Origin of the sequence: Streptomyces apricus (assembly GCF_008369065.1) — a bacterium.
GTDB classification, from domain to species: domain Bacteria; phylum Actinomycetota; class Actinomycetes; order Streptomycetales; family Streptomycetaceae; genus Streptomyces; species Streptomyces apricus.
Genome location: NZ_VDFC01000008.1, coordinates 54,002 through 65,734, shown reverse-complemented (window position 1 = coordinate 65,734; position 11,733 = coordinate 54,002). Strand labels below are relative to the sequence as shown.

Sequence of the window (11,733 nt, the reverse complement as noted above, 5' to 3'; positions counted from 1 at the left end):
CACCGGTACCGCCCCCTTCGCCGCCCTGCTCATCGCACACCCCCGTCGACCGGAACCCCCGCCTGCCCGGACACCGCGCCGCGGCGGGCCATCCGGACCGCCAGCGCGTGCTTGCAGGGCCCGCGCCCGCCCCGGTACCTGGCCCACCACAGGCAGCTGCAGCTCAGMGCCCCCGCGTCGTCCCGCACCCGGTGCACGTGCCCGTCCTGTGCCGTCACCGTGCCGACGGCGCCGTCCAGGACCACCGCGCCCGCGCCGACCAGCTCCCGGGCGGCCCGCAGACGCGGGTTGTGGCGCTCCACCCGCCCCGCGTCGTACGGGAGTTCGCGGTGGAAGTAGGCGGCCTCGGCCGTGTCGTAGCCCACGCGCCCCGAGGTGCCGAGGCGGACCAGGGCCGCCCGCACCCGCTCGGCGGACAGTCCCGAGGCGGCGGACAGGTCCCCGACGTCGATCCTGGGCTCCCAGGCCAGCAGCACCGAGATCAGCTCCGCGTCCTCGGCCGCCTCCTCGGTGGCCAGCGCGTCCAGCACCCCGCCCTCGCCGGAGAAGCCCCGGGAGGCCTCGGGGGACAGCGTCAGGGTGAGCCGCATCCCGGGCAGGACGACCTCCCAGGCACTGGCCGCCGTCGCGTCACCGGCGAGCGCGGGACCGTACACCCGCAGGGCCGACGCATGCCGCAGGACCCTCTGCAGGGCGGTCAGCCGCTCCGGGCCGGGCAGGCAGACCGCCCCGGGCACCGGCCTGGTCGTGGGGCGCAGCGCACGACCGGCGGGGACGACCCACCGCGCGCCCCGGGAGGCGCCGCGCGCGGTGGAACGGGGCAGCGACCGCAGGAACCGCACGGCCTCCGCCGCGGGCAGTTCGGCCCGCAGGTCGAAGCCGGCCGCCACCACCTGGGCCTCGGCGAACCCGCGGATCCAGCGGTCCGGCAGCGGCACCTTCTTCTCCACGACCGGCCCGTCCAGCGTGGTCACCGCCATCTCGTCCGGACCGACGCGCAGGTGCAGGGGATCGTCGGAGCCGATCCTCGACAGGGCGTCCCGCAGGGGGTTGTTGACGTCGACGTTCGTCGTGCCGTGCCCCACCTCGCCGCCGTCGAGCCCCGCCTCCAGGACGTCCAGACGCGCGTACACCCCGCCGCAGCCGGAGAAGGACTCGAAGCGCAGCCGGTCGCCGTTGCCCGTGACCACCGGGTCCAGGGACGCGCGCAGCTGTTGCTGGTGGTAGCGCGCCCCCGCCACGTCGGCGACCGCGAGCAGCCCCGCCGACGCGATCTGAGGCGACGTCAGGAAGCCCGTGAAGAACCGGGGATGGTCCTCGACACCGCGGGGTGTCGCACCCCGTGAGGTTTCGAGCCCCAGGCGCCGGCCGTCCGGTGCGGACTCCAGTGCGGAGGGTCGGGTGTAGGCCACGGCCTGAGTGGATCGCGTCATGGAAAAACCGTAGAGGCGGCCACTGACAATCATTCTGACCTGCGGAAACGTGGAAACCGGCGAGGACGGCGCGTACCGCGTACCGCGTACCGCGTACCGGGGGACGGCGCCGGTACGCGGCACGCGGTACGCGGGAACCGGAGCCCTGTACGGGGCTTCAGGGACCCCGGGGCTCTGAGGGCTCCGGTGGAACTACTGCCCCACGCGTCCCGGCTGCAGCACCTTCGTGAACAGCACCGCACCGCCGGTCGCCCGCAGACGGACCGTCAGCTCGCCGCTGCCGCCGTCGATGTCCACCTCGCCGAAGTACTGGGGCGACTCCATGGGCGAGACGTTCGCCCGGTCGGGCGCCCGCACGAAGACCCGGTCCGGACCGAAGGTGCCGTCCAGCGCGTTCGCCTGGAAACCGCCCGCGGCGAGCGGGCCGGAGACGAACTCCCAGAACGGCGCGAAGTCCTTGAAGGCCGCGCGCGAGGGGTCGTAGTGCTGGGCCGAGGTGTAGTGCACGTCTGCCGTCAGCCACACCGTGCCGGTGATCCGCCGGTGCTTGACGAACCGCAGCAGCTCCGCGATCTGCAGTTCGCGGCCGAGCGGGGCGCCCGGGTCGCCCTGCGCGACCGCCTCGATGTCCGTCGTCCCGTCGGGGACGACCAGGCCCAGCGGCATGTCGGAGGCGATCACCTTCCACACCGCGCGCGAACGGGCCAGCTCGCGCTTCAGCCAGGCCAGTTGCTCCGCGCCCAGGATGCCGGTGGTGTCGTCGGTCTGCCGGCCGGGGGAGTTGGCGTTGCGGAACGTGCGCATGTCGAGCACGAAGACGTCCAGCAGGGGCCCGTGGTGCACGACCCGGTGCACCCGGCCGTCCCTGCCGGTGGCGGGCAGCGTGGAGATCGGGAAGTACTCGCTGAACGCCTTGCGGGCGCGCGCGGCCAGCGTGTCGACGTCCTTCACCGTGTAGCGGGCGTCGCTGAGGATCTCGCCCGGGTACCAGTTGTTGGTGACCTCGTGGTCGTCCCACTGGGTGATCGTCGGGACCTCGGCGTTGAACCGGCGCACGTTCTCGTCGAGCAGCGAGTAGCGGAAGTTGCCGCGGTACTCGGCGAGGGTCTCCGCGACCTTGGACTTCTCCTCGGTGGTGACGTTGCGCCAGACACGGCCGTCCGGGAGCGTCACGGTCGGCGACAGCGGGCCGTCCGCGTAGATCGTGTCGCCGCTGCACAGGAAGAAGTCCGGGTCGCGGCGGCGCATCTCCTCGTACGCGTAGAGGCCGCCGATGTCCGGATTGATGCCCCAGCCCTGGCCCACGATGTCGCCCGACCACAGGAAGCGGACGTCCCGGCGGCGGCTGGCGGGCGCGGTGCGGAAGGTGCCGCTCACCGGCTCACCCGTGCGGCGGGGGTCGTCCGGGTCGGCCAGCGTCACCCGGTAGTGGATCTGCTCCCCGGCCGGCAGGCCGTGCAGGGGGACGGTGCCGGTGAAGTCCGTGCCGGCGCCCAGGAGAGGGCCGCGCCACGTCCGGGCTCTGCGGAACGACTCGGTCGCGGAGGTCTCCACGATCATGCGGGCGGGGCGGTCGGAGCGGACCCACACCAGGCCGGAGTCGGTGGTCACGTCCCCGGCCTGCACGCCCCATCGCGCCGCGGGCCGGCCCGACAGGGCGAAGGCCGGGGCCGTGCCGGCGGCCGCCGCGGTCGCCGCGGCCGGCAGGGCGAGCGCCGCCGACGCGGCGAGCGAGCCGCGCAGGACGCTGCGGCGGGCGGGGAGCGGGGGGGGCGAGGTCCCGCGCGCGGGGGAGGGCGGCCCGTACGGCCCCGCCGACCCACGTCCCGGCCCCGCGGCCGCTGCGGAGGTAGCCCTCCGCGGTCAGCTGCTCGTACGCCTCGGTGACCAGCCCGCGGGAGACCCCGAGGTCGGCGGCGAGTTCGCGGCTGGAGGGCAGCCGCGTACCCGGTGCGAGGCGGCCCAAACGGACCGATTCGCGCAGCGCGGCCTGCAGGGCGCGCCCACGCGCGCGCGTGGGCGCCGAGGCGGCCGGCAGGAGCATCTCCCAGGCGCCGCCGCGCCCCGCGGCACCGGGCGCGTCCGGATTGGTCCCCGATGACGTCATGGAAGTGGACCTTAAGCCGGACCGCCGTGCTCCGTAGCGTCACGTCCCATGAACGCCACCACCACGCGCGGGAGCCTGCTCGCGGCCTTCGCCGCTGTCCTCGTCGGGGCCTCCTTCACCGCCAACAGCGTGCTGGGCCACTACCCGTACGCGGGCGGCCAGTTCCTGCGCTACGGCCTCGCCTGCCTCCTGCTCCTGCCGCTGGTCGGACGGGGCGGCGCGGCGCCCCTGCGCACGCTCACCGTGCGTCTGTGGGCACGCCTCGCCCTGCTCGCGGCGGTCGGCATGGTCGGCTTCAACCTCGCCGTGATCGCCGCCGAGCGCACGGCGGAGCCCGCGGTGCCGGGGGTGTTCGTGGGATGCGCACCGGTCGTCGTCGCCGTTCTCGTGCCCGTCCTGGAGGGCCGCCGCCCGCAACGGGTGGTCCTGTACGGGGCGCTGCTCGTGGTCGGCGGCGCCTGCACGGTCCAGGGCTGGGGCCGCACCGACGGGGCCGGTCTCGTCTTCTCCGGGTGCGCGCTCGTCGGGGAGATCGGGTTCGCGGTGCTCGCCGTCCCGGTCCTGCGTCCGCTGGGGCCGCGCCTGCTGTCCGCCACGGTGTGCGGCGTCGCGGCGGCCGAGTCGGCGGTGGCCGGGGTGGTCCTGGACGGCCGCGCCTGGCTGCGGGTCCCGGACCCCGCCGAGACGGCCGCCCTGCTGTGGCAGGCGGCGGTCGTCACGGTCGTCGGCTTCGTCTGCTGGTACATGGGCATGCAGCGCATCGGGGCGGAGCGGGCGACGCTCTTCTCCGGGCTGATCCCGGTGGCCGCGGCCTGTACGGCCCCGCTGGTCGCGACGGGCTCCTACGGGCCGGCGCAGGCCGCGGGCAGCGCCCTGGTGGGGGCCGGGGTGGCCCTCGGTTCAGGCGTGCTGCGCCGCGGGGGCCGCCGTGCTGCGGCTGCCGTCCAGGAGGACGCGCGCGACCAGCGCGGGGTCGTCGTTCATCGGGACGTGCCCGCAGCCGGGCAGCCGCACCAGCCGGGCCCGGGGGATGACCTGCTTGGCGCGGATCCCCTGGCGGCGGAGCAGGATCCGGTCCCGGGTGCCCCAGGCGATCGTGACGGGGAGGCCGGGGACGTCGTCCGTGAACCGGACCGAGGTGCCCGCCCTGAGGGTCTCGGTGAACCCCTGGGCGCCGGCCAGCGCGAGGGTCTCGGCGACCACCGCCGCGGGTGAACGGCGCGCCGGGCGGGCGTAGATGCTGCTGGTCAGCACCGCGCGTCCGGCCGCCGACCGCGACAGCCGCTCGACCACCGGGAGCGGCAGGGTCCGGGCGCCCTGCCGCATCGCCTGCAGCAGACCGAACGCGTACCGCCGCTCGGCGGGCGACCAGAACCCGGCGGGCGACAGCGCGGTGACGGACCGTACGAACTTCTCGCGGCCCAGTTCCAGTGCGAGCAGCCCGCCCAGGGAGTTGCCCGCCACGTGCGGCCGGTCCAGCTCCAGCGTGTCGCAGAGCGCGGCCAGTGCGGCGTTCATCGTCGCCAGGTCGTGCGGGAGGCCCTCGGGCAGCGCGGGGGACTCGCCGAAGCCGGGCAGGTCCACGGCGATCACGTCCCGCTCGGCCGCCAGGAGGCCGACGACCGGGTCCCAGGCCTGCCGGTGGTGGCCTATCCCGTGCAGCAGCAGAAGCGGTTCACCCGTGCCCGTGCGCGTGTACGCGAGGGTCATGGTCCGCGGGCCGTGCGCAGAGGTGAAACTGAAGGAGGCCGTGGCGGCCATGGGCTGCTCCTCGTCCGGTGCCGACTGTCTCGTAGACAGCTTGTCAGCAATTACTACCGGTCGGTAGCCCTTGGGGCGGCCGGGCTCGCGCACCGCCGTCCGCACCGCCGTCCGCGCCACCGCTCGCGCCACCGTCCGCATCGCCTGGACACCGCCCGGCGCGGCGGGTTGGGATGGTGCCGTGGCTACCGACACCGCGACCGAGGTCTTCGAAGAGCACCGGCCCGTCCTCATGGGCGTCGCCTACCGCATGCTCGGCCGGGTGGCCGACGCCGAGGACGTGGTCCAGGAGGCGTGGCTGCGCTGGTCCGGCGGCGACCGCTCCGACGTCCGCGCACCGCGCGCCTACCTGGTACGCGTCACCACCCGCCTCGCCATCGACCGGCTGCGGCAGGCCCAGGCCCGCAACGAGGCCTATGTGGGGCCCTGGCTGCCCGAGCCATACGTCACCGACTTCGGGGACGCCGTCGCCGACACCGCCGAGCGGGCCGTCCTCGCCGACTCCGTCTCGCTGGCCGTCCTCGTCGTCCTGGAGACCCTCTCGCCGCTGGAGCGCGCGGTGTTCGTGCTCCGGGAGGCGTTCGGCTACCCGTACGCGGAGATCGCCGCCACGCTGGACCGCAGCGAGCCCGCGGTGCGGCAGCTCGCCGGACGGGCCCGCCGGCACGTCGAGGAGCGGCGGCCGCGCTACGAGGTCGACCCCGCCGCGCAGCGCGCCCTCACCGAGCGGTTCCTCGCCGCGGCGACCGAGGGCGACATCGAGGGGCTGATGTCCGTACTGGCCCCGGACGTGCGCCTGGTGGGCGACAGCGGCGGCCTGGCCCCGGCCCCGGTGCGGGTCATCGAGTCGGCCGACAAGGTGGGCCGCTTCGTCGAGGGGGTCACGCGCAAGGGGGTGGCGGATCCGTCGTACCGCTTCCTGGAGGTCAACGGCGGGCCGGCCCTGCTGGTGCTGTCCGGCGGCAAGCCCGACAGCCTCGTCCAGCTGGGCGTCCTGGGCGGCCGTGTCCAGTGCGTCTACATCGTCCGCAACCCGGAGAAGCTGCGGTCCCTGGCCGCCGACTGACCGGGCCGGCCGCGCCGCCCGCCTCCGAAACCCTCGCCGTCCGCGTCCGAAGCCCCCGCCTCCCGCCCGGGAGGCGGGGGCTTCGTCCTTGTTCACATGGGCGGTGCATCGCGAACGTCGTGTGAACGCTCTGCGGCAACACGCCTGTGCGCGCTGTAACGGATCGAGGATTGGTCTTGACCAAGGGTGGGGGCCGTCCTATGGTCGCAGGGTTAGTGCAGGAACCTTTAATAAACAAGGGCGCTAAAAGCCGCCGGGACACGGCGATTGCGGAGGACACGGTGGGGACCACGCAGTTGGATACGGTGCCGGAGCCCAAGTACTGGCACCTCAGGACCGTGCTGAGCGAGGCACTGGACTCCGAGTTCTCGGTGGGCGAGATCCTCCCGAACGAACGCGATCTGGCGGCCCGTTTCGGTGTCGCGAGGGCCACCCTCCGCCAGGCCCTGGAACAGCTGGAGCTGGAAGGCCGCCTGCAGCGCCGCCGCGGCGTCGGTACGACCGTGGCGCCGCCCCGGATGGGCGTGGCCGTCGGGACCGAGCAGCACACCTGGCCCGGCGCGGTCGGCGACGCCTGGCAGCCCGTGGACTGCGCGACGGCGGTCGCGCCCGCGGCCGTGGCCCGGGCTCTGGAGACCGGGTCCGAGGAGCGGGTGCACGTCGTGCGCCGCTCCCTGGTGACCCACGGCCAGCCGGTCGCCGCCGAGCTGCTCTACATCCCCTCCTCCTCGGTGCCCGACCTGTCCGGCATCGACGCGCCGTCCGGCACCGCACGCGCGCGTTCGGTCCTGCGGGAGCTGCAGCACCTGGAGCTGGAGGGCGAGGACCGCGCGGTGGAGCTCGGCTCGGCCCGCGCGGACGACGCGAAGGAACTGGACCGGCTGCCCGGCGCGCCCGTCCTCCTCGTCACGACCCGCTTCTTCGCCGAGGGCCGCACGGCCGCGGTCTCCGTCGCCACCTACCGGGCCGACACCTGCCGGCTGACCTTCGGCGACACCGGCGGCGTGGAGATCCACCACGACCCGGAGCGCCGCGCCTCCTGACCCGCATCCTCCGGTCCGGGGTCCCCTGACCCGCTCGGCCTGCTGCACCGTCCGTCCGTCGCACGTCCGTACGCATCCGTCGCGTCCCGGCTCCCGGGGCGCGACGCCCCTTTCGGTGGGCGCAGCCCCTCCGGCAGGCGCGGCTCAGCGGCGCGCCGTCACCGTGCCCTCCACCGCGAACAGCTGCTCCTCTACGTGGTCCAGGGCCAGCCGCAGCGCACCCGTCGCGATCGCCGCCTCGCCGAGGAGGGACAGCGTCACCCTGGGCGAGCGCAGGCAGAAGCGGGCCAGCTCCTTGCGCAGCGGCTCCAGGACGCCGTCCAGCCCGGCCGCCCAGCCGCCGATCACGACCAGTTCGGGGTCCAGGGCCAGGACGAGCGCCGCGACGTCGTGCACCAGCCGCTGTATGAAGCGCTCGACGGCAGCCCGGGCCCGTTCGTCGCCCGCACGCGCGTGCGTGAAGACCTCCGCCACCGCCTGCTCGTCGAGCGGGTGCAGCGGTTCGCCGGTCGTGGACAGCAGCGTCTCCGGGGTGACCTCGCTGCCCAGCAGGTGCAGCGCGCCGATCTCACCGGCCGCGCCCCCGAAGCCGCGGTGCAGCCGCCCGCCGATGAGGGACCCGGCGCCGGGGCTCAGTCCCGCCAGGACGAACACGATGTCGTCGGACCCGGTGGCCGCGCCCTTCCAGTGCTCCGCGACCGCGGCCGCGTTGGCGTCGTTCTCCACCAGGACCGGGCACTTGAAGGAGCGGCGCAGCCGTTCGCCGAGCGGCAGCCCCGTCCACTGCGGCAGCGCCGTGCCCAGTCGTACCGTCCCGTCCGCCTCGACGATGCCGGGCGTGGCCACGCCGACGGCCCGCAGGGAGCCGCGCGCCACTCCGGCGCGGCGCAGCAGCTCGGCGACGGTCGTGCGCAGCCGCTCCAGCCGCTCGTCCGCGGACGCCGTCTCGCAGACGTCCTTGGCCAGCGAGCCGAGCACCCGGCCGTCCAGGTCCGACAGCAGCGCGGACACCCGGTGCGGGCCGATCTCCAGGCCCAGCAGATGGCCCGCCTCCGCCCGGAAGCGGAATCTGCGCGCGGGCCGCCCCTGGCGCCGCGCGGCACTCTCGTCGGCCGCGGTCTCGACGACGAGCCCGCCGTCGATGAGCCCCTCGACGACGCCCTCGACGGTCGGCCGGGACAGCCCGGTCACCTGGGTGACCTCGGTGAGTGTCGCGGAGTCCGTGGCCCGCAGTGCGTGCAGCACCACAGCGGAGTTGATCCTCCGCAGCAGAGAGGGATCCCCGCCGGTCAACTGCCCCAACGTCCGTCCTCCCAGCTCGTGCGCGTGTCGGTTGGCCGGATCGTACTCGGCGCGGCGGGTCCCGGCGAGTGCCGGGGATCACCCGCCCGTGACCGGAATCAGCCGGGTGCCACGAACCCCGACTCGTACGCCGTGATCACCGCCTGCGTGCGGTCCCGGGCGCCCAGCTTCGCCAGTACGGCGCTGACGTGGGTCTTCACGGTCTCGGCGCCGACCACCAGCCGCGCGGCGATCTCCGCGTTCGACAGGCCCCGTGTCATCAGCCGCAGCACCTGCGCCTCGCGCTCGGTCAGGGCCGCCCGCTCCAGGACCGCCCGGGCCGCGGGACTGCCGTCACCGTCGCCGTACCGGGCCGCCAACCGCCGTACCGAGGCGGGGAACAGCAGCGACTCGCCCTCGGCGACCAGCCGCACGGCGTGCACGATCTCGGCGGGCCGGGCCCGCTTCAGCAGGAAGCCGTCGGCGCCCGCGCGCAGGGCCTCGTACACGTACTCGTCGTTCTCGAAGGTCGTCACGACGACGATCTTCGGCGGCGCCTCGACGGTCCGCAGCACCGCCCGGGTGGCCTCGATGCCGTCCATCAGCGGCATCCGCACGTCCATCGCGACGACGTCGGGCCGCAGCCGCCGCACGAGCGGGATCACCGCCGCGCCGTCCGCCGCCTCGCCGACGACCTCGATGTCGTCCTGCGCCTCCAGGACGGCGCGCAGACCGGCGCGTACGAGGGGTTCGTCGTCGACGAGCAGAACGGTGACCGGCATCCCGCCAGCCTATTTCAGCGCAGCGGCAGCTCGACGTGCACCTGCCAGTCACCGTCGTCCGGGCCGGTGAGCGCCCGGCCGCCGAGCAGCGCCGCCCGCTCCCGGATGCCCCGCAGACCGCTGCCCCGGCCGGGCCCCGGTGTCTGCGCGGTCAGCGGATTGCGCACCTCCAGCGTGAGCGTCCGCTCCCCGGCCGCGACACGGATGCGCACGGGTACCGCGCCCGCGTGCCGCAGCACGTTGGTGAGCGCCTCCTGGAGGATGCGGTAGCCCTCGCGGGAGACCGGGCCGGGCAGCGCCTCCAGCGGGCCCGACAGCTCGGCGTCGATCTTCGCCCCGGAGCCGCGCGCGGACTCCAGGAGCCGGCCTGCCTCCACCAGCGTCGGCCGGCCGCTCACGGGCCGCTCCGACTCGCGCAGCACACAGAGGACCCGCTCCAGGTCCTCCAGCGCGGCCCGCCCGGTCTCCTCGACGGCCAGCAGGGCCCGGTCGGTGAAGGCGGGGTCCCCGGCGGCCCGCGCGGCGCCCGCCTGCACCACGGCGACCGTCAGCGCGTGGCCGATCGAGTCGTGCAGTTCGCGGGCGATGCGGGTGCGCTCCAGGAGCTGCTCGGTACGCTCCTCCAGCGCGGCGAGCCGCTCGGCCGCGGACGGCCCCAGCAGGCGCGGTGCGAGGGCCGTGACCAGCGCGCCGAGACCGACCACCGCCCCGTAGAAGGCGATCAGTGGCAGCGGCGCGAGCAGGGCGTACGCCCAGTGCGGGTGGGAGACCGGCAGGAACGGATTACCGTCCGGCACGTGACCGGTCGAGAGCCGGATCAGGTCCACGGTGGTCAGGGGGAGCCAGACGGTGACCGCGGAAGCCGCCCAGCCGAACACCATGCGCGCTTCCAGCCACAGCATGGTCCGCCAACGGTCCCGCCAGGTGGCCGACGGGGCGAGGGAGATCGCGGGGTCCTGTGCGTCCCGCGTCAGCATGAACCGGGCCTGCAGACCTTCGCCGCGCCGCACGGCAGGCACCAGCCCCAGAGGAAGCACCATCAGCGCGGTCGCCCACGGCATGGCGGGGACGACGAGGATCCACACGCTGGTGGCCAGCATGGGAACCCACAGGTGGACGAAGCGGGTGTACGTCGTCCCGCGGGTCAGCGGACGCAGCAGGCGGGCCATCGCGTCATCGTGCCAGCCCGCACCGGCGGCGGGCCTCCCCCGGGCGGGGGAGACGCCCTCCCCGGCCGGGGGAGGCGCGGGACCCCGTGGGACGGCGAGCCTTGGGCCATGACCAGCATCGATGTCCAGGACCTCACCAAGGAGTACGGCGCCACCCGCGCCGTGGACCGGCTGACCTTCCGTGTCGAGCCGGGCCGGGTCACCGGCTTCCTCGGCCCCAACGGCGCCGGCAAGTCCACCACCATGCGGCTCGTGCTCGGGCTGGACCGGCCCACGTCCGGCTCCGCCACCCTCGGCGGACGCGCCTACGTGACGCTGGAGGAGCCGCTGCGCCACGTGGGCGCCCTCCTCGACGCGGGGGCCGCCCACGGCTCGCGCACCGCGCGGGACCACCTCCGGGTGCTCGCGGCGAGCAACCGCCTCCCCGGACGCCGGGTGGACGAGGTCCTGGAGGAGGTGGGCCTCGCCCCGGTCGCCCGCCGCCGCGTGCGGACGTACTCCCTGGGGATGCGCCAGCGCCTGGGCATCGCGGCGGCGCTGCTGGGCGATCCCCGGGTGGTGCTGCTCGACGAGCCGTCCAACGGGCTCGACCCCGAAGGCATCGTCTGGATCAGGGAGTTGCTGCGCCGCCTCGCCCGCGAGGGCCGCACCGTGCTCGTCTCCAGCCATCTCATGAACGAGACCGCGTCGTTCGCCGACCACCTCGTCGTCCTCGGCCGCGGCCGGCTGCTCGCCGACATGCCGATGCGGGACTTCATCCACGCGCGCGTGGAGCCCTCGGTGCGGGTGCGCACCACCGACGGGGCCGTCCTGCGCGACCTGCTCGCCCGGCACGGGTACGACGCCGTCGAGCGCGAGGACCGGGACGACGGGGGCGGGGACGGGGACGGCAGTGGTGGGCGGTGGATCGTGCGCCACGCGCGCGTGGCGGACATCGGCCGCCTCGTCTCGGGCGCCGGCCTGCCCGTCCTCGAACTGGCGGCGCTGGACGGCACGCTGGAGCAGGCCTACCTCGATCTGACGGCCGCGGAGACCGAGTTCGCCGCCCGGCCCGCGTCCCCGTCCCCGATCCGGCCGCAGGAGGTCTGACC

9 protein-coding genes and 2 pseudogenes are annotated in these 11,733 nt (G+C 75.0%); 4 read left to right on the top strand and 7 right to left on the bottom strand.

Annotated elements, in window-relative coordinates; translation table 11 throughout:
• Window positions 1–29: 29 nt before the first annotated feature.
• From FGF04_RS03310 to FGF04_RS03300, 3 genes and pseudogenes are all read right to left on the bottom strand, one after another.
• Window positions 30–1,433 (bottom strand): SWIM zinc finger family protein, encoded by a 1,404-nt coding sequence (locus FGF04_RS03310; RefSeq protein WP_149509680.1) that lies wholly within the window; start codon window positions 1,431–1,433, stop codon window positions 30–32.
• A gap of 192 nt (window positions 1,434–1,625) precedes the next feature.
• Window positions 1,626–3,176, bottom strand: a complete 1,551-nt coding sequence (locus FGF04_RS03305) for an alkaline phosphatase D family protein (protein ID WP_149509679.1) — start codon at window positions 3,174–3,176, stop codon at window positions 1,626–1,628.
• A 16-nt stretch (window positions 3,177–3,192) separates the two neighbouring features.
• Window positions 3,193–3,540, bottom strand: a pseudogene (locus FGF04_RS03300) (GntR family transcriptional regulator); the annotation flags it as partial.
• Between the two features lie 48 nt (window positions 3,541–3,588).
• Here FGF04_RS03300 and FGF04_RS03295 point away from each other — a divergent pair.
• Window positions 3,589–4,425: pseudogene (locus FGF04_RS03295) on the top strand (EamA family transporter); the annotation flags it as partial.
• A 15-nt stretch (window positions 4,426–4,440) separates the two neighbouring features.
• On the opposite strand, the gene FGF04_RS03290 reads toward FGF04_RS03295, so the two are convergent.
• Window positions 4,441–5,301: an alpha/beta fold hydrolase gene (locus FGF04_RS03290; RefSeq protein ID WP_149509678.1), complete on the bottom strand. Its 861-nt coding sequence runs from the start codon at window positions 5,299–5,301 to the stop codon at window positions 4,441–4,443.
• Window positions 5,302–5,482: 181 nt separating this feature from the next.
• Here FGF04_RS03290 and FGF04_RS03285 point away from each other — a divergent pair, with 181 nt between their 5' ends.
• Window positions 5,483–6,367 (top strand): RNA polymerase sigma-70 factor, encoded by an 885-nt coding sequence (locus FGF04_RS03285; RefSeq protein ID WP_149509677.1) that lies wholly within the window; start codon window positions 5,483–5,485, stop codon window positions 6,365–6,367.
• A 281-nt stretch (window positions 6,368–6,648) separates the two neighbouring features.
• Window positions 6,649–7,410: a GntR family transcriptional regulator gene (locus FGF04_RS03280; protein ID WP_149509711.1), complete on the top strand. Its 762-nt coding sequence runs from the start codon at window positions 6,649–6,651 to the stop codon at window positions 7,408–7,410.
• 144 nt (window positions 7,411–7,554) lie between these two features.
• Here FGF04_RS03280 and FGF04_RS03275 read toward each other — a convergent pair whose 3' ends face one another.
• From FGF04_RS03275 to FGF04_RS03265, 3 genes are all read right to left on the bottom strand, one after another.
• Window positions 7,555–8,712, bottom strand: coding sequence for an ROK family protein (locus FGF04_RS03275; protein ID WP_149509676.1), 1,158 nt, complete (start codon window positions 8,710–8,712; stop codon window positions 7,555–7,557).
• Window positions 8,713–8,810: 98 nt separating this feature from the next.
• Window positions 8,811–9,473, bottom strand: coding sequence for a response regulator (locus tag FGF04_RS03270; RefSeq protein WP_149509675.1), 663 nt, complete (start codon window positions 9,471–9,473; stop codon window positions 8,811–8,813).
• A 14-nt stretch (window positions 9,474–9,487) separates the two neighbouring features.
• Window positions 9,488–10,642, bottom strand: a complete 1,155-nt coding sequence (locus FGF04_RS03265; RefSeq protein WP_149509674.1) for a sensor histidine kinase — start codon at window positions 10,640–10,642, stop codon at window positions 9,488–9,490.
• Between the two features lie 108 nt (window positions 10,643–10,750).
• Between FGF04_RS03265 and FGF04_RS03260 the strand changes: the two genes are divergently transcribed.
• Window positions 10,751–11,731, top strand: a complete 981-nt coding sequence (locus tag FGF04_RS03260; RefSeq protein ID WP_149509673.1) for an ABC transporter ATP-binding protein — start codon at window positions 10,751–10,753, stop codon at window positions 11,729–11,731.
• Window positions 11,732–11,733: the final 2 nt, after the last annotated feature.

What these genes read in the sequence shown, in the direction of transcription:
- FGF04_RS03290 (WP_149509678.1), bottom strand. Translation starts at nt 5,301, where the DNA reads ATGGCCGCCACGGCCTCCTTCAGTTTCACCTCTGCGCACGGCCCGCGG.
- FGF04_RS03265 (WP_149509674.1), bottom strand. Translation starts at nt 10,642, where the DNA reads ATGGCCCGCCTGCTGCGTCCGCTGACCCGCGGGACGACGTACACCCGC.
- FGF04_RS03270 (WP_149509675.1), bottom strand. Translation starts at nt 9,473, where the DNA reads ATGCCGGTCACCGTTCTGCTCGTCGACGACGAACCCCTCGTACGCGCC.
- FGF04_RS03260 (WP_149509673.1), top strand. Translation starts at nt 10,751, where the DNA reads ATGACCAGCATCGATGTCCAGGACCTCACCAAGGAGTACGGCGCCACC.